Origin of the sequence: Halopseudomonas sabulinigri (assembly GCF_900105255.1) — a bacterium.
Classification (GTDB): domain Bacteria; phylum Pseudomonadota; class Gammaproteobacteria; order Pseudomonadales; family Pseudomonadaceae; genus Halopseudomonas; species Halopseudomonas sabulinigri.
The window spans coordinates 675,122-692,672 of sequence record NZ_LT629763.1 but is presented as its reverse complement, the minus strand read 5'-3'; the positions used below and the strand labels follow the sequence as shown (position 1 = coordinate 692,672).

Sequence of the window (17,551 nt, the reverse complement as noted above, 5' to 3'; positions counted from 1 at the left end):
GCCTGTGCGCAATCCTGGAGTTACAACGGGCCATGGCACTGCAAACCTGGTTGATCTACCTGCTGGCGGTTATTGGCCTGTCGCTGTCGCCGGGGCCAAACGGCTTGTTGGCGTTATCGCATGGCGCGCTCTATGGCTGGCGCAAGACGCTCTACACGATTCTGGGCGGTTGCCTGGGTTTCGTTGTAATCATCGCGTTGTCGATGTTCGGTATAGGTGCGCTACTCAAGGCATCGCTGTTTTGGCTGACCGCGCTGAAATGGCTGGGCGGCGCGTATCTGGTGTGGCTGGGTATTCAGCTCTGGCGCTCGCCACCAATAGGCTCTACCAGCCAGCCAGCGGCGGCACCAAGGTCGGCGCCGTTGCTATTTCGCCAGGGTGCGCTGGCTGCGGTCAGCAACCCCAAGGTAATTTTGTTCTTTGTCGCTTTTCTGCCTCAGTTCATTGATCCGGCCCGTAGTCTGCTTGTGCAGTTTGCCGTGCTGGCGGGTACCTTCGCGGTGGTTGAATTAAGCGTAGAGCTGCTGGTCGCCAGCTTGGCCAGCCGTATCAGCTTGTGGCTAGCCAGGGTGGGGCGACGCTTCAATCAGGGTTGCGGGGCTATTTTCATCGCCATCGGGGTAGCGCTGCCACTGCGCGGCTAGCGCATTGCCGGTTCAAGCCTCTGGCAGTTTGGCGATCACCTTGATCTCAAAATTAAACCCGGCCAGCCAGGTTACGCCCACACAGGTGATGTTGGGGTAGGGCGCTTCGCCCCAGTGATTTTTTACCACCGTGGGCCAGATGCTTTCAAAGCGCGAGTGCGGATCGACAATAAACACGGTGACGTCTACCACATCGGCAAAGCTGCTGCCGGCGGCGTCCAGAATGCCGTTGAGGTTCTTGAAGGCCAGAGCTACCTGGTCCAGCAGCTCCGGCTCGGGGCTACCATCTGCTCTGCTGCCCACCTGCCCGGAGACGAACAGAAAACCGTTAGAGCGGATGGCCGGTGAGTAATGGTGTTGCTCGTACAGGGCGTGGCGCCCGGCGGGGAAGACTACGTCGCGCTTGCTCATAACTACCTCTTCGTTGGTTTGCTCAGGGCTGCGTAAGCCCGATGAGGAAACTCTAGGTGCTTGTGCGCAGACGATAAACGCGCAACAGTAATCAGCACTGTTTGGGTTTCCCAAACAATCCAGATGAGGCGGGCGATGGACCGATTTGATGCGATGCAGGCGTTTGCCCGTGTGGTAGAGGCGGGCAGCTTTACCAAGGCGGCGGAAACGCTACACATGAGTAAAACCACAGTCACCCAGCTGATTCAGCAGCTGGAGGCTCGGCTGCGGGTAAAGCTGCTCAATCGCACCACGCGCAAGGTCAATGTGACCGCCGATGGTGCGCTCTACTACGAGCGAGTCATCGAGCTGCTGGCGCAGATGCAAGAGGCGGAAACCAGCTTGTCCGGCGCCTCGGCCGTGCCGCGCGGCAGGTTGCGGGTGGATGTACCCAGCCCGCTGGCGCGGATGATACTGGTACCCGCGTTACCGGCGTTTTACGCGCTCTACCCGGATATTCAGATCGACATGGGCGTGAGTGATCGCATTGTCGACATCATTGATGAAAACGTGGATTGCGTAGTACGCGGCGGTGAGCTGCAAGACCTTTCGCTGATGGCGCGGCGGGTAGGCGAGCTGCAGCTGGGCGTATTTGCCGCGCCGCCCTATCTCGAGCGGCTTGGCCGGCCGGCGCACCCGCTGGAGCTGGAGGATTCTGCGCACCGTACCGTTGGCTTTCTCTGGGCGCGGACCGGCCGCGCCGTACCCTACGCCATGCAAAAAGACGGCGAGCGCCTGCACGTGAAAGGCCAGTACCAGCTGGCGGTGGACGACGGCAACGCGTATCTGGCCGCGGGGCTGGCCGGGTTGGGCATTCTCTGGTTGCCCAGGTACATGAGCGCCGCACATGAGGCGAATGGGGAGCTGCTGCCGCTGTTCGAAGACTGGGTGCTGGAGCCCATGCCGCTGTATGTAGCTTACCCACCCAACCGGCATATCAGCCGCAAGCTGCGCGTGTTCATCGATTGGGTGGCTGACTTGATGGCGCGTCACGCGCCCGTAGCGGAGCCCGGCTGAACCTTACCTGCTGGGCCGAGTCGGCGGCTTACACGTGCGCTGGAATCAGCAGCCCCTTGCGCCGGTAGGCGTCTATATCAATACCGAAGGCGCCGCTGCCGTGTACCTCCTTGACGCGCAAGGGCTTGCCGTTGGCATCCACGCTGGTGGTGGCCAGGTCGATTACCCGTTCTTCGCAGGTTTTCTTGTTGGCGTTGAGTACCCGCATGATCTTGGGTTTGAGCTTGCTGGTGGTGGAGCAGCCGATAATAATGCCAACCTCGCCATTGCTCAGCTCGACGATCTCGCCAGCCGGGTAGATGCCAATCAAGCGCACAAAGTGGCCAACTATTTCTTCGTCAAAATGGCTGTTGACTGCCTCCAACAGGATTCTCAATGACTCCAGGCTGGACTTGCCCTTGCTGTAGACGCGGTCGCTGTTGATTGCATCGTAGGCGTCGACTACGGCGATGATCTTGGCGAAATAGGGGATTTTCGGCGCATCCAACCCGCGCGGATAACCCTTGCCATCCAGGCGCTCGTGGTGTGAGTAGGCGACGTCCACGGTAGCGGGGGTGACCTGCTGATTGCTCATCAACAGCCGGCGCCCTTCATTGGCATGGCTCTGCATGATGCGCAGCTCCTCTGCGGTGAGTGCGCCGGGTTTGTTCAGGATCTCGTTGGGGACCTTGATCTTGCCGACATCGTGCAGCATGCCGCATACGCCAATCTGCTCCAGCTGATACTCGGCCAGCCCCAACTCCCTGCCCAGGGCGATGGCCAGGATGGACACCCGCAGTGAGTGCTCGGCGGTGTAGTGATCGCTGTTCTTGATGCGGGCCAGCCACAGCATGGCGGCGGGGTTGCGCAAGATACTCTGCACGCATTCGCTCACCACCGCCTTGACCGCGGCGACGTCCAGCTCCTGGCCCAGCCTCACGGCGTCCAGCAGGCGCAGCGACTCTTCATGCGCCTTGTGCCAGACCGGTGAGGCCTGCTGCATTTCCTGGTTGAACTCGACCTTGGCGACAATCGGCTGAAGCTCAGGCGATTGCGCGTGATTCTCTATGACTTGCTGTTTAACGCCAACGCTGCGCCGCGAGTCGACCCAGACGTGTTTGCAGACCTGCGCCAGCAGGCGGATTTCTTGCTGCTGACGAATACGGAAGCCCTGAAACAGAAAGCTGGTTTCGGTCCACGGACGATCCAGCTCGGTCACATACATACCGATGGTGAGCTGGGTCACGTCGATCTTCATGCGGTCCGTTCTGCTGTGGTCAGCCATGGTGATTCTCGATGGGGCAGCGGCGCTTTTTTATTGTTTATAAACCATCCGCTTTCATTTGGCATGTGGCTTTCGCGGCCACCCGGCAACCTTTTGTTAACAGCGGCCTGGGTACGGGTTAGTCTGCTGCCGAGTGCGTGCGCCTTTCTGTCATTCTAGTGAATACCACCCTGTTCGGAGCCAGCAGTATGTCTGCCCCCTATAACCTGCAGCGTTTTGTTCAAGCCCAGGCCAACACCTACGCTACCGCCCTGGCGGAGCTGAACGCAGGCCGCAAGACGTCGCACTGGATGTGGTTCATCTTCCCGCAGGTAGCCGGGCTGGGGTACAGCGAGATGGCGCAGCGCTATGCGATCGCTGATCTCGACGAGGCGCGAGCTTACGTGCAGCACTCAGTGCTGGGGCCACGCTTGATCGCTTGCAGCCAGGCATTGCTCGGTTGGCGCGGGCGTTCGGCGCGGCAAATCCTGGGCTCGCCGGATGATCTCAAGTTGCGCTCGAGCATGACGCTTTTTGCCTTGGCGGCGCCGGATCAGGCTGTTTTTACCGGGATACTGCAGGTGTTCTACGGCGGACAGGCGGATGAAAAGACGCTCGCGCTGCTGGGCGCAGGTCCGTGCTCTGAGCCCGCGGATGAACAGCTCATACAGGCCGCTCGGCAGACGCTGTCGCATTATGAGCTGAACGCCGAGCGCTTTCGCGAGGGTACGCGCGGGCACGATGTAAGCCAGAATATCGCTGCCCTGTTGCGGTATATCGAAGCGCCTGCGCCATGGCAAATCCTGGATGTAGGCTGCGGGCCGGGGCGCGATCTGCAAACCTTTACTGCGCTGGGCCACATAGCGGTCGGGCTGGACGGCTGCGAACGCTTTGTACAGATGGCGCGCACCGACAGCGGCTGCGAGGTCTGGTTGCAGGATTTTCTGAAGCTCGATCTACCCGCGCAACGCTTTGACGGTGTGTTCGCCAATGCAGCGTTGTTCCATATTCCCAGCCAGGCGCTGCCGCACGCACTGCGCCAGTTGTACAGCAGCTTGAAGCCGGGCGGGGTGCTGCTCAGTTCCAACCCGCGGGGTGAAGATCAGGAAGGCTGGAATGGCGATCGCTATGGGGTCTACTACCGGCTGGAAACCTGGCAAAGCTGCATGCAGGCCGCAGGCTTTGTCGAGCTGGAACATTATTATCGGCCCGCCGGCTTGCCGCGTGAGCAGCAGCCCTGGCTGGCCAGCGTTTGGCGGCGCCCGGCAGCGTGAATGCTCTCTTTCTGTGTTTGCAAATACTCAAATTCGAGAGTAGTGTTTGTAGATACATGCATTTATGGGTATTACCATGCTGACCTTGACTGCCGCTGCGCCAGAAAAAACCACCTCTGCTACCGGTCTGCGGGCGGCCGTTGCCATCCTCGATAAGTGGGGCGCGACGGGCGAGCAGGGCGAGGCCATATTGCGTGTGTCGCACAGCACCTACGCGCGTGCCAAACGCAAGGACGGGCTGGCCGCGATCAACCTGGATCGAGATCAACTTACCCGCGTCAGCTTTGTGTTGAACATCCACGCGGCGCTGCGCACCGTGTTTGATAATCCCGAGAACCTGTACGGCTTTATGCGTATGCCTAACCACAACCCGTTCTTTCTCGGCCGCTCGCCGCTGGAGGTAATGGGCAGTGGCGATATAGTCGCGGTATACGAGACCTTCCGCCGTATTGATGTATTGCGTGGCAGCCAGTGGTAAAGGCGCAGCACTTGCCGGTGCTGCCGGCGGCGGAAATCCGCGGTTACCGGCTGATCAATTCCAAATATCCGCCCATCGCGATTTTCGACGATGTGGCCGATGCTGAGGAATTTGAGGCCCTCTATGCCTTGCAGGCACTCACAAATCCACGCCTGGCCAATCAGGCCGGGCGCCTGGAAATGATCCCGCGGCAGGACATTCCCTTTGGCATTCCCGGCTGCTCATACGCCGCTGCGCCCTTTACCCACGTAAACCCGGAGGGTTCGCGGTTCAGTGATGGCTCCTTCGGTGTTTTGTACCTCGCCGACACCATGGATACCGCGTTGGCCGAGGTACGTTATCACCAGCAGGCCTATTGGTCGCAGGTGCCGGATTTACGCTATGAGCGCTTTGTTTTCCGCGGCCTGACCACGCGCTTTGATGAGGCCGGCGCGCTGGATGCACTGACCATCGCGCGCCGCGATCCGATTTATGCACCCGACGATTACAGCGCCTCACGCGGTTTGGGCCGCGATGCACTGAAGGCCGCTGCCATGGGCTTACGCTATCGCTCGGTGCGGCAGCCAAATGCGGTGTGCTGGGGTCTGTTTACCCCCAGGCAGGTCAGCTCGGTAGTACAGACGGCACATTACGAGATGATCTGGAACGGCGATATCGCTGCGGTACACAAGCTGTCGACGCAGATTGGTTGATACGCCGAAGGCAGGACGCTGTGCGCCAACGCGCACCCAGACTTGCTCATTCACCAAGCCGCCCTTAAGGCTCAATCCCCCCATCAAGCGGCGCGAGCAGCTAGTACGCGCCAACAAGAACCAAGAGCAAGGGAACGGCGCGGCCGCCGTTGCTGTCAGGATAGGCAGAGACGCTGCTTCGAGATGGCGCTCAGCTAGCACCGCAGTTCAAGGGTGCAACTCAAGAATCAAAAAGCCATTCCAGCTGCACCTGGCCGTACGCAGTAATGTGCTTTTAACCAGCAGACGGAGGTGAAGTGATGACGGAGCAAGCACGCCACGCAAAACTCTACCGCATGGTAATGCAAGATCACATTTGCCCATTCGGGCTCAAATCACGCGACCTGCTCAAGCGCGAAGGCTACCGGGTGGAAGACCACTGGCTGACCACCCGCGAAGAGACTGATGCCTTTAAACAGCAGTACGACGTTGAAACTACGCCGCAAACTTTTATCGCAGATCAACGCATTGGCGGTTACGACGATTTACGCCGCTATTTTGATAAGCCGGTGAAAGATCCTGACGAGGTTACCTATCAGCCGGTGATCGCGGTCTTTGCCACCGCAGCGCTGATGGCCTTGGGCGTCAGTTGGGCCGCCTTCGACACCCTGTTCAGCGTGCGTGCGCTGGAGTGGTTTGTGGCGATCAGCATGTGTGTACTGGCGATTCTGAAGCTGCGTGACCTGGAGAGCTTCTCGAATATGTTCCTGGGGTACGACCTGCTGGCCCAACGCTGGGTCAGATATGCTTACTTGTATCCCTTTGGTGAGGCCTTGGCTGGCATTCTGATGATCGCCGGTGCATTGCTGTGGCTGGCCATACCGGTGGCACTGGTAATCGGCAGCATAGGCGCCATCTCGGTATTCAAGGCGGTGTACATCGATAAGCGCGAGCTCAAGTGCGCCTGCGTGGGCGGTGACAGCAACGTGCCGCTCGGCTTTATCTCATTGACCGAGAATCTGATGATGATCGCGATGGCATTGTGGATGTTGGCCAAATAGCCAGCGGGCAGGGAGATGCCCCACTGCAGAGACGCAGAACCCGGCAAGCAGCCGGGTTCTTTTACGCGTGGCAAGGGTTACTCCTCGGCGTTGGCTCGCTCGCGGGATAGTTGCTTCGCCGCTTCCAGGTGGCCTTGCAGGCTGGACAGCGCCTTTTCCGCCAGCGCGCTGACTTCCTGATCACGGCTTTGCTGCGCCTCCTTGAACAGCTCGATGCTTTGCTGGTGCTCGGTTATCTGGCTATTGAGATACGCCGCATCAAAGGATTCGCCATCGCGGCGCTCGAGTATCCATTGTTTGCCCTGGTCTATCAGCCCAGGGTCCGAGGCGATGTCGATATCCAGCCGTTTGGCCAGTGCGCTGAGTTGCTGGTTCAAGGCGGTGTGATCGTCGAGCAACTGTTGGGCAAAGGCCTGAATCTCAGGTGAGCCTTCTTTCAGCGCCGCCTTGGCGCTCTCTATGGCTGCCAGGTTATTGGCAGTGGCTTCTTCGAAAAAGGCGTTCAGTTCCTCACCTTGCAGGTAATCGGAACGCTCAACGTCCATCCCGGGCGACTCGCTTGCCTGATCTTCAGATTGCATTTGCTGGTTGCCGTCACTGAGCGCGTGGGGCTGCTCGTCGTTGGCAGCGTGGCTATGCAGCGTGGCCAAACCAAACACCATGGCAGCCGCTGTTGCGGTGATAACAGGTATGTTTTTCATTGTATGGTCCTCCGTTCGGCACCCGCTAGTAGGGAGCCCTTATGCTCGGTCTGCTCAATTACTGGCGCGGCCGAGATGATCATGTCAGTACGGCGAAAGAGCCGCGTCGCGGTATTCAAGGCGTGGTCGCACCCGATGCGCCGCCCGCACCACCAGCCCCCGGGCGCGGCGCGGTATGGGCGCCAGCATCGTTGCCAATGCCGGGCGTAGTGCCGGGAGTGGTACCCGGCGCAGTGCCTGGGCCGGCACCTGGGGTAGTGCCGGGTGGGGTGCCGGGCCCCGTTCCTGGTGTGGTACCTGGCGGCTTGCCGGCCGCTCCGCCGGCACCATTATTGATGGTGCCCGTACCGGCGGGCCGAGTGCTGCTGCGGTTACGCTGGTCGCGATTATCCGACTCGATGGTATCCAGGCGCTTCTGCCGCGCCTCATCCATCGCACCGCTGGTTTCACTTTCCACAACATTCGCGCGGTTTTCCGCTGCATTGTTCGGGGCGCTATAGTCGGCTGCCGCCACCGGCAAGCTGCTCGCAAGGGCGGCTGAAAACAGCGCTGAACTGAGTAGTTTCGACGTCGGGTTCATCACATTCTCCTGAGGCAGTGGGTGTGCCGGCCTTGGCCGTGCATAACGGTAGAGCCGAGAGGGTGGCTACTAGTTCAAGGATTTGCTGACGCGCCCAAACGCTGGGTGAACCTCTTGGCTCCTGCGCTTTCACACAAACAGGGCCTGCGTTTACTTAACCAACCCTTTGCGGCCCAGACAGGAGATGAGTTATGTCCAGTGATCAAAAACATCCAGGTGAGAATGATCTTCCGCACAAGCCGCTCCCCGATGACGACGTGCCCCACAGCAAGTGGGAAGGCGAGGTCACCAGCGAAGAGCTGAATGAAGTGGATGCCGGTGAAATTGCCAAGCGCGTGAAGGAAGAAGACTAAACGGCACGCTATTCACTGCGCTTATGGGCGAGTAATTCGGTCTGTGGCGCGGCAAGCACTTTCCTTGCATTGGCTGACGCTGCTGATTAGCTTCTTGTTGCAGGTTTTTGCATTAAGACCACACAACAACAAGACAGGATTGGATCAGCATGCTCAATGCAGTCGGTTTTGCCGCGCGACACGCCCGTATTGCCTGTGCACCGGAGCAGTCCGGTGCCCCCAGTTATCCGCCCTCAGCCAGCATCAAGCTGGCTGACTTGAACTATATGCAGGGCTTTCCGCCAGCGGCGGACAAGCAAATCACCCGCGCCGACTATCTGATCGACTACCCCAAGGTTCGCTGGGCATTCCAACATATGCGCGAGCTGATCCCGTCACGCCAGATCAGCCGCGGCCCGCATGCTGCATCGCTGCTGCCAGAAGGCGAAAACCGCGAGGCCCAGATCAACGCGCTGCAGATCAACCTGCAGGAAGGCGAGTCGATCAGCTTCAGCGAGTTTCTCGAGCGCTCCTACGCCGATGCCCTGCTGATCATCCACCAGGGGCAGGTGATCTATCAGGCCTACCCGAACATGGCCGATGAGCTTAGCCCGCACATGCTCTGGTCGGTGACCAAGTCGTTCACCGGTTTGATTGCCAGGATGCTGATGCACGAAGGGCTGCTGGACGGCCAGTCGGAGGTGGTCGCCCACATTCCCGAGCTGGCCAATTCCGGCTGGGCCGGTGCCAGCGTACAGCAGGTGCTGGATATGACCGCCGATGTGAAGTACTCGGAGGTCTATGCCGATGGCACCTCGGATGTCATTCACTACGGGCTGTCTGCCGGTATTACCCAGTCCTCAGACTGGCAGGGCCCTACCAGTCTGTATGAGTACCTGCCGTCGATTGGCGCCGATCGCGCGCATGGCGAGCACTTTGCCTATCGCACTGTGCACAGCGAGGTGCTCGGCTGGATCATCCGCCGGGTGAGCGGCAAAGATCTGGCCCAACAGGTTACCGAGCGCATCTGGAGCAAACTGGGCGCCGAGCAGGACGCCTACATACTGCTGGACGGCAAGGGTACCGAATGGGCCGGCGCAGGGCTGAATGCGACGCTGCGGGATCTGGGGCGATTTGCTGAAATGCTGCGTCAGGGCGGGTGCTATAACGGTCAACAGATAGTGCCGCAGGAGATCATTGCCGAGATACAGCGTGGCGGCGACCGGGAGGCTTTTGCACGCTTCGGCCGCCAGGGCATGGAAGGATACTCGTACCACGACCAGTGGTGGGTATCGCACAACAGTGATGGCGTATTCGAGGCCATGGGCGTGCACGGTCAGTTGATCCATGTGAACCCAGTCGCGCAGCTGAGTGTGGTGCGCCTGGGCTCCCACCCGGTGGCATCCAACGACTTTACCTACGCAATGACCCGGCGGGTTATGGAGGCGCTGGCGAACTTGCTGCGTAATTGAGGGCTGCAGCGGGTACCCCGATGAGCAGGGCGCCCGCCAGCTTTCACAGGCTACCGAATACCTTCTTTGCCAGGCTGGTGGCGGCTTCCGTGGGATTGCTGCGGATATCCGCTTCCTGTTCGGCCATCATTTCGAACAGCCCGTCCAGGGTGCGCTCGGTCACATAACCCTCGATATTCGCATCCTTGGCATCCACCACGCCAAAGCTGGAGGCCTGTGACGCAAAGGTATTGTACTGCTGGGCCAGGCCGACCTGATCGGTTGCATTCTTGACCACGGGCAGAAAGAGCGCGCGGATCTGATCCCGGCTGCTGGTTTCCAGGTAACGGGTGGCCGAATCAGCCGGGCCGGTCAGGATGGATTTGGCATCCTGCACGCTCATCTTGCTGATGGCATCCACCAGCAGGCTCTGTGCCTGAGGCACGGCGGCTTCTGCGGCTTTGTTCATGCTGTCTTCCAACTGGGTGATCTGGCCACCCATACCCATCATCTTCATGGTGCGCGACGCCTTGCCCAGATTGCCCGGCAGCTCGATGCGTACGTCCGGGTTGTTGCTGAAGCCACCAGGGGCGCTCAGCTCCTTGACTGCCACTTCGGCACCCTGGGTAAGGGCATCCTTGAGGCCGGCGCTGGCGTCCTGCTGGGTCAGGTCAGACAAGGAGAGCGCGCTGACCGAGGTGGACAGCACAGCGGTAAAAAGTGCGGCGAATAGCTTTAAACGGGGCATGACACGCCTCTGACATTTGCTTGGGATAGACCCAAAGCTTAGCCCATCGACTACACTGAGAGCGTACTTTTTCGGCTGCTCCCTGGAGGATCTATGCTTCGCCCCGTTATCGCCTGGTTGATTTTGTTGTGCTCCCTGTTCTGCGTGGCCGGGGGCGCCTGGCTTGGGCTACTGGGCGGCAGCTGGTTCTATCTGCTGGTGGGGTTGCTGCTGGGGGTGGCGGCGTGTCTGTTACTCGCCCGTCACGCCATTGGCCTGATGGTTTACGCCGTGGCCCTGCTGGCGACGCTGGCCTGGGCAGTCTGGGAAGTGGGCTTCGACTGGTGGGCCCTGGCGCCGCGTGGCGGCTTGCTGTTTGTACTGGGGCTGTTACTGCTACTGCCCGCCACCCGTCGGGGGCTGCACTCCGCCACCAGCCAGATCGCCTATACGGGCTTGCTGGGCCTGGCGCTGCTGGTGTCTGCCGGCGTGGCGGGGTATGCCTGGCTGCAACCACAGGGTATCAACGGCGCCTTCAGTGAAGAACGCATGGCGTCTGCCAGCAGTGAGCAGGTGGCGGCCGCTGCTGTACCCGATGGCGAATGGCATGCCTATGGGCGCACCGCCGCTGGCCAGCGGTTCTCGCCGCTGACCCAGATAACCGCCAATAACGTTAGTGAGCTGCAGGAAGTCTGGCGCTACAACACCGGGCAGATTCGCGATGCCGACGACCCGGGTGAGACCACCTACGAGGTCACACCGCTGGTGGTAGATGAGCGCATGTACCTGTGCACGCCCTTTGGCACCGTGATTACACTTGACCCCACCAGCGGCGAAGAGCTGTGGCGGTTTGATCCGCAGCTGCGCCAACCGCCGACCGTCACCACGCAGCATATGACCTGCCGCGGCGTGTCTTACCACGACGCAGGTGCGCAACCCGCCGAAGCTGCTGAATCAGGCGCCGCCCTGAGTAACGCCGAACGCCTGCAGTTGAGCGCGCAGGAGATCACCGCCAAGGCGGCGGGGGTGGCGCAGAATGTCGCGGCCGGGCAGGCAGCGCCGAGCGATCCAAATCCGCGAGTGCGCCGCGATAGCGGTTATGCCAATGCCCGCGGCGTGTGCCAGAAACGCCTCTTTGTACCCACCTCTGATGGTCGCCTGATTGCCATCAGCGCCGAGGACGGCAGTATCTGCCCAGGCTTTGGCGGCGATGACGGAACGGTAAACCTGTGGGCCAACATGCCGAATGTTACCCCCGGTTCCTACTATTCCACGTCGCCACCAGTGGTGACCGACAAGGTGATCATCGTCGGCGGCGCAGTCAACGATAACGCCTCAACCACCTCACCCTCGGGCGTAATTCGCGCCTTTGATATTTACACCGGCGACCTGGTGTGGAATTTCGACAGCAAGAAGCCGGACGCCACGGCGCCAATCGCCGAGGGGGATACCTACTCGGAGAACGCGCCCAACTCCTGGAGTGTGTCGAGCTACGATCCTGAGCTGGATATCGTTTATCTGCCGATGGGCAACCAGTCGCCGGATCAGTTTGGCGGCAACCGCAGCGCGGCGGTAGAAAAGTACTCCTCATCCATCCTGGCCCTGCACGCCAGTACGGGGCAGGTGGCCTGGGTGTTCCAGACCGTGCACCACGACCTGTGGGACTACGATGTACCCTCGCAGCCCAGCCTGATTGACCTGACCATTCAGGGGCAGCGCATCCCGGCGCTGGTAGCGCCAACCAAGCAGGGTGAAATTTATGTGCTCAATCGCGTCACCGGCGAGCCCGTTCTGCCGGTAACCGAAGAGCCGGTACCCCAGGGCGCCGCCGAGGGTGACTTTACTGCGCCCACCCAGCCGGTATCGGCAATTTCATTCAACCCGCCGACGCTGACCGGCAAGGACATGTGGGGCGCGACCTTGCTGGATCAGCTGGCCTGCCGCATTCAGTTTCAGCAGTTGAAGTACGGCGGCCGGTATACCGCACCCTCTGAGCAGGGCACTCTGGTGTATCCCGGCAACTTCGGCACGTTCAACTGGGGCGCCGTGGCGGTCGATCCGGACCGTCAGATTCTGTTCGGCATGCCGGTTTATTTGGCGTTCACCTCCACCCTGGTACCCCGCGCCGACGGCACCAGCCGCACCGTTACCAAGGAGGGTGAGCCGATCATCAACGAGAACTTCGGCGCGCCTTACGCCACCAGCATGGCACCTTTCATGTCGCCTGTTGGCTTGCCCTGTCAACAGCCGGCCTGGGGCTATGTGGCAGGGGTAGACCTGACTACCGGTGAGACCCGTTATCAGCGGGTGAACGGTACCGTACGCGATCTGGCGCCGCTGCCGCTGCCATTCAAAATGGGCGTGCCGGGGATTGGCGGCCCGATTGTTACCCGTGGCGGCGTGGCCTTCCTCAGCGGCACCATGGATTACTACGTACGCGGCTATGACCTGCGCACCGGTGAGGAGCTCTGGCGCAGCCGCTTGCCGGCGGGCGGCCAAGCCACACCGTCCACTTACCTGGGGGCGGACGGCAGGCAGTACCTGGTGGTGGTGGCTGGTGGACACGGCTCTACCGGCACCAAAGCCGGGGACGCCGTGATTGCCTACGCCTTGCCAAAATAGCTTTATGCCACGGAGCCAATGGCCGTTTCATACCAGCGTCATGAAACAGCCATTGGCCAGTAACAGCAGCTGGCTAGGGTGTTTTGACCATTTAGTCAAAACACAGGACGTTAGTCATGCTGGATCTACCGCGCAAAGGGTTGTTGGGAGTCATGCTGTGCATGTCGTTGGCTGCTTGTAACAGCGACAGCGATGATGACGATAACGAGCAGGCGGAGGAGGGCGAAGGCCTGCAGCTCAATATCGCGCATATCAACGATCACCACTCGCAGCTGGAAGCGTTCAGCGACACCAGTATTCAGCTCGATGGCGAGGAGGTCCGCGTTGAACTGGGCGGCTTCTCGCGGGTCACCTCGCTGTTTCATAAAGCCGAAGAAGAGTTGCCCAACCTGATCAAGCTGCACGCCGGCGATGCAATTACCGGTACGCTTTATTACACCTTTTATCAGGGTGAGGCAGACGCAGACATGATGAATACCGTCTGCTTTGATGCCTTCGCGCTGGGCAACCACGAGTTCGACAACAGCGACGCCGGGCTGAAGACCTTTCTCGATTACCTCGCAACCGACGCATGCAATACCCCGGTCCTGGCGGCTAACGTGAAGCCCGCCATCGGCACGCCGCTGGCAGAAACCGCAGCGGATGACTACATCAAGCCCTACACCATCAAGGACGTGGATGGCCGTGACGTCGGTATTATCGGTATCGATATCAAGGGCAAAACACAGAACTCCTCCCGCCCACTGGAAACCACGGTATTCGAAGACGAAACCCTGGCGGCCCAGGCGGCAATCGATGAGCTGAAAGAGCAGGGTGTTGAGCACATCATCCTGCTGACTCACCAGGGCTACGAGAATGATCAGGCCATGGCGGCGGCGTTGTCAGGCGTAGACGTGATCATCGGCGGTGACTCGCACTCCCTGCTGGGTGATTTCACTGCCGTTGGTTACAGCGCCTCCGGCCCTTACCCCACACAAACCAACAATCTGGATGGCGACCCCGTGTGTATCGGGCAAGCTTGGGAATATGCCAAGGCCATGGGGCTGATGCAGGTCAGCTTTGATACCAGCGGCCGGGTTGAGCGCTGCGAGGGTCAGGCAGCGCTGGTGATTGGTGACAGCTTCAAGAAGGATGACGGCACCGGTAACTTTGTAGCAGTGAGCGAGAGCGAGCAGGCGGATCTGTTGGCGCTGATCGAGGATATGCCGGAGCTGCTGGTGGCCGAACAGGACGCTGAGGCAGAGGCAGTATTGGCGACCTACAAGGACCGTATCGATGAGAAGAAGGCCGAGGTTATCGGCTTTGCCAACGAGGCCTTCTGCCTGGTGCGGGTACCCGGCGAGAGCACTAACCGCAGCGCTGGCGTGGCTGGCTGTGAAACCGCCAACACCCTGGCCAAGGGTAGCGACGCCGCCCAGCTGGTAGCGGAGGCCTTCCTGGATGCCAGCCTGCGTGCAGACTTTTCTCTGCAGAACGCCGGCGGCGTGCGCGTACCGGTACAGGCGGGGGATATTACCTACAACACCGCCTTTACGCTGCTGCCCTTCACCAATGTGCTGGTAGAGCTGGATATCACCGGTCAGGAGGTGGTTCAGGCGCTGGAAGATGCGGTCAGCAACCATCTGGACGACGCGCAGTCTACCGGCTCGCAGCCCTACGCCGCCGGCCTTCGTTGGGACCTGGACATGTCACAGCCAGAGGGTACGCGGTTCAGCAATGTCGAGGTCAGGGACGCCAGCGGTAGCTGGGTGGCGATCAACCCGGCGCAAACCTATGTGATGGTGACCAACGACTTCATCGCCGAAGGGCGTGATGGCTACACCGCCCTGGGTGAGGTCACTGCAGATGGGCGTTCGACCAACACCTTCCTGCTGTACACCCAGAGCCTGGTCGACTACCTGCTCAAGACCGGCATGGTCAGCCCGCCACTGCGCGCTGACTATTCGCACCAGCAGGTGATAGAGGCTAACGGCAACACCCTGGCTGACTGAGCCAGGCAAGCGGATGAGGCTTTAGTCTAACGGCCAAAGACCGCCAGCAAGAAAAACCCGCGTAGGTGCTTATTATCATGCACTTATGCGGTTTTTTTGATTCAAAGAATAAAGTCTGATGCGCGCCCGCAGCGGCGCACTCTACCAAAGTCTTAGTCTCCTACCACCGGCCCCGGTGCTACCTTGTTGAGTGTAATAACAACAAAAATTGGAGATGGTTATGTCCTTGTCAAAAGAAGACGCGGCGCGCGGCTACTGGCGGGAAAATCTGCGGTTCATGATGATCCTGCTGGTCATCTGGTTCTCGGTTTCCTTCGCTGCCGGCATCCTGTTCGTCGATCAACTCAACAACATCCAGTTCTTCGGCTTCCCGCTCGGGTTCTGGTTTGCCCAGCAGGGCTCCATCTACGCCTTCGTGGTGCTCATCTTTGTGTACGTCTGGAAGATGAACAAGCTCGATCGCAAATACGACTTCCACGAAGAATAAGAACAGGAGTCCTGCAATGGATACGCAAACCTTGATTTACCTCTTTGTGGGGGCGACCTTCGCGCTCTACATAGGGATCGCACTCTGGTCTCGTGCCGGCAGCACCAGCGAGTACTACGTTGCCAGCAAAGGCGTACACCCCATCGCCAACGGCATGGCCACGGGCGCTGACTGGATGTCTGCCGCCTCCTTCATCTCCATGGCCGGGATTATCGCGTTCGCGGGCTACGACGGCAGCGTTTATCTGATGGGCTGGACCGGTGGCTACGTGCTGCTGGCGATGTGTCTGGCGCCCTATCTGCGCAAGTTCGGCAAGTTCACTGTGCCGGACTTCGTCGGTGAGCGTTACTACTCGCAGACTGCGCGAGTGGTGGCGGTTATCTGCGTGATCTTCATCTCCTTTACCTATGTGGCTGGTCAGATGCGCGGCGTGGGCATCGTGTTCTCACGTTACCTGGAAGTCGACATCGCCACCGGCGTGATCATCGGTATGGCGATCGTCTTCTTCTACGCGGTATTGGGCGGCATGAAGGGCATTACCTACACCCAGGTTGCGCAGTATTGCGTGATGATCTTCGCCTACATGGTGCCGGCCATCTACATTTCGATTCTGATCACCGGTAACCCGATCCCGCAATTCGGCTTTGGTAGCGAGGTGATAGGGACCGGGCAATCGGTCATCGAGCGTCTGGATGGCATAGGCGCGGAACTTGGATTCGGGGCCTATACCGACGGCTCCAAGTCGACCACGGACGTGTTCTTCATTACCATGGCGCTGATGGTCGGTACCGCCGGCTTGCCCCACGTGATCGTTCGCTTCTTCACCACTCCGACCGTACGAGATGCACGTAAATCAGCAGGTTACGCGCTACTGTTCATTGCAATTCTCTATACCACAGCGCCGGCTGTTGCCGCGTTTGCCCGCACCAATTTGCTCAATACCGTGGTTGATGCGCAGTACGAGGAAGTCCCCGCCTGGTTGCAGACCTGGGAAAATGCAGGGCTGATCGCCTGGCAGGACAAGAACAACGATGGTGTGATTCAGTACGGCCCGGGCGCTCCCTTTGTAGGCAACCCGAGCTTCACTGGCGAACGTGGTGTCAGCGGTGAGCGCCTGCTCAGCAATGCACCGACGGATGCGGCAACCGAGCTGTATGTTGACCGCGACATCATGGTACTAGCGAACCCGGAGATTGCCGGCCTGCCGGGCTGGGTAATCGCCCTGATTGCAGCCGGTGGCTTGGCCGCTGCGCTGTCGACTGCTGCCGGCTTGCTGTTGGTGATCTCGACCTCGATTTCGCATGACCTGCTGAAGAGCAACATTGCACCCAACATCAGCGAGAAAGGCGAACTCCTGGCCGCGCGCGTAGCCGCAGGTGTGGCGATCGCGATTGCCGGTCTGTTCGGGATTTACCCTCCGGGCTTTGTAGCCCAGGTGGTGGCCTTTGCCTTCGGCCTGGCAGCCGCATCCTTCTTCCCGGTCATCGTCATGGGGATTTTCTCCAAGAAGATGAACAAGGAAGGGGCCATCGCCGGCATGCTGGTAGGTCTGACCTTCACCTTCAGCTACATCGTGTTCTTCAAGTTCATCAGCCCTGAGTTGAACACGGCAGAGCATTGGTGGTTTGGTGTGTCGCCCGAGGGCATTGGTACTCTGGGTATGATCTTCAACTTCATTGCATCGGTTGCAGTGGCGTCCTTCACCAAGGCACCACCGGAGCACATCCAGCACATGATTGAAGACATCCGCGTACCCCGTGGCGCCGGAGCTGCCGTGGATCACTAAGCAGCAAGGTTGTCAGCAACGCAACGAAAAACGCCC

At 59.9% G+C, this 17,551-nt stretch carries 17 protein-coding genes and 1 pseudogene; 13 read left to right on the top strand and 5 right to left on the bottom strand.

Translation table 11 applies throughout. The features are described from left to right. Positions 1-32: 32 nt before the first annotated feature. Positions 33-644 (top strand): LysE family translocator, encoded by a 612-nt coding sequence (locus BLU26_RS03010; RefSeq protein ID WP_092283719.1) that lies wholly within the window; start codon positions 33-35, stop codon positions 642-644. Between the two features lie 12 nt (positions 645-656). On the opposite strand, the gene BLU26_RS03005 is transcribed toward BLU26_RS03010, so the two are convergent. Next, positions 657-1,055 (bottom strand): RidA family protein, encoded by a 399-nt coding sequence (locus tag BLU26_RS03005; RefSeq protein ID WP_092283717.1) that lies wholly within the window; start codon positions 1,053-1,055, stop codon positions 657-659. 135 nt (positions 1,056-1,190) lie between these two features. Between BLU26_RS03005 and BLU26_RS03000 the strand changes: the two genes are divergently transcribed. Next, positions 1,191-2,111, top strand: coding sequence for a LysR family transcriptional regulator (locus tag BLU26_RS03000; RefSeq protein WP_092283715.1), 921 nt, complete (start codon positions 1,191-1,193; stop codon positions 2,109-2,111). 28 nt (positions 2,112-2,139) lie between these two features. Here the strand turns inward: BLU26_RS03000 and BLU26_RS02995 are convergent, their stop codons facing one another. Then, positions 2,140-3,375 (bottom strand): HD-GYP domain-containing protein, encoded by a 1,236-nt coding sequence (locus tag BLU26_RS02995; protein WP_092283713.1) that lies wholly within the window; start codon positions 3,373-3,375, stop codon positions 2,140-2,142. Positions 3,376-3,563: 188 nt separating this feature from the next. On the opposite strand from BLU26_RS02995, the pseudogene BLU26_RS18745 reads away from it, so the two are divergent. The 5 genes and pseudogenes from BLU26_RS18745 to BLU26_RS18660 form a co-directional block, all read left to right on the top strand. Next, positions 3,564-3,920: pseudogene (locus BLU26_RS18745) on the top strand (DUF1810 domain-containing protein); the annotation flags it as partial. Positions 3,921-4,019: 99 nt separating this feature from the next. Continuing rightward, the gene (locus BLU26_RS02990; protein ID WP_231702036.1) at positions 4,020-4,628 is read left to right on the top strand and encodes a class I SAM-dependent methyltransferase; all 609 of its coding nucleotides are present in this window, start codon (positions 4,020-4,022) and stop codon (positions 4,626-4,628) included. 76 nt (positions 4,629-4,704) lie between these two features. Continuing rightward, on the top strand, positions 4,705-5,106 hold the full coding sequence (locus tag BLU26_RS02985; protein ID WP_092288339.1) for an antitoxin Xre/MbcA/ParS toxin-binding domain-containing protein: 402 nt from the start codon (positions 4,705-4,707) through the stop codon (positions 5,104-5,106). Then, positions 5,100-5,798, top strand: coding sequence for an RES family NAD+ phosphorylase (locus tag BLU26_RS02980; RefSeq protein WP_407920336.1), 699 nt, complete (start codon positions 5,100-5,102; stop codon positions 5,796-5,798). The genes BLU26_RS02985 and BLU26_RS02980 overlap by 7 nt, the downstream gene beginning before the upstream one ends. Before the next feature lie 299 nt (positions 5,799-6,097). After that, entirely contained in the window at positions 6,098-6,838 is a 741-nt protein-coding gene (locus tag BLU26_RS18660) for a MauE/DoxX family redox-associated membrane protein (protein WP_172830636.1), read from the top strand. Between the two features lie 77 nt (positions 6,839-6,915). On the opposite strand, the gene BLU26_RS02970 is transcribed toward BLU26_RS18660, so the two are convergent. Both BLU26_RS02970 and BLU26_RS02965 read right to left on the bottom strand, forming a co-directional pair. Continuing rightward, entirely contained in the window at positions 6,916-7,539 is a 624-nt protein-coding gene (locus tag BLU26_RS02970) for a DUF4142 domain-containing protein (protein ID WP_092283711.1), read from the bottom strand. A gap of 115 nt (positions 7,540-7,654) precedes the next feature. Then, positions 7,655-8,119: a hypothetical protein gene (locus tag BLU26_RS02965; protein ID WP_092283709.1), complete on the bottom strand. Its 465-nt coding sequence runs from the start codon at positions 8,117-8,119 to the stop codon at positions 7,655-7,657. A 191-nt stretch (positions 8,120-8,310) separates the two neighbouring features. Between BLU26_RS02965 and BLU26_RS18530 the strand changes: the two genes are divergently transcribed. Beyond that, on the top strand, positions 8,311-8,472 hold the full coding sequence (locus BLU26_RS18530; protein ID WP_157719285.1) for a hypothetical protein: 162 nt from the start codon (positions 8,311-8,313) through the stop codon (positions 8,470-8,472). Between the two features lie 149 nt (positions 8,473-8,621). Next, positions 8,622-9,923, top strand: coding sequence for a serine hydrolase domain-containing protein (locus BLU26_RS02960; protein ID WP_092283707.1), 1,302 nt, complete (start codon positions 8,622-8,624; stop codon positions 9,921-9,923). A 43-nt stretch (positions 9,924-9,966) separates the two neighbouring features. On the opposite strand, the gene BLU26_RS02955 is transcribed toward BLU26_RS02960, so the two are convergent. Next, positions 9,967-10,650: a DUF4197 domain-containing protein gene (locus BLU26_RS02955; protein ID WP_092283705.1), complete on the bottom strand. Its 684-nt coding sequence runs from the start codon at positions 10,648-10,650 to the stop codon at positions 9,967-9,969. 93 nt (positions 10,651-10,743) lie between these two features. Here BLU26_RS02955 and BLU26_RS02950 point away from each other — a divergent pair, with 93 nt between their 5' ends. The 4 genes from BLU26_RS02950 (at position 10,744) to BLU26_RS02935 (ending at position 17,515) form a co-directional block, all read left to right on the top strand. After that, a complete protein-coding gene (locus BLU26_RS02950; RefSeq protein ID WP_092283703.1) occupies positions 10,744-13,251 on the top strand; it encodes a membrane-bound PQQ-dependent dehydrogenase, glucose/quinate/shikimate family in 2,508 nt (835 codons plus the stop codon). Between the two features lie 116 nt (positions 13,252-13,367). Continuing rightward, positions 13,368-15,242, top strand: a complete 1,875-nt coding sequence (locus tag BLU26_RS02945; RefSeq protein ID WP_092283701.1) for a 5'-nucleotidase C-terminal domain-containing protein — start codon at positions 13,368-13,370, stop codon at positions 15,240-15,242. A 220-nt stretch (positions 15,243-15,462) separates the two neighbouring features. After that, entirely contained in the window at positions 15,463-15,729 is a 267-nt protein-coding gene (locus BLU26_RS02940) for a DUF4212 domain-containing protein (RefSeq protein WP_092283699.1), read from the top strand. Positions 15,730-15,745: 16 nt separating this feature from the next. Beyond that, on the top strand, positions 15,746-17,515 hold the full coding sequence (locus tag BLU26_RS02935) for a sodium:solute symporter family protein (RefSeq protein ID WP_092283697.1): 1,770 nt from the start codon (positions 15,746-15,748) through the stop codon (positions 17,513-17,515). Positions 17,516-17,551: the final 36 nt, after the last annotated feature.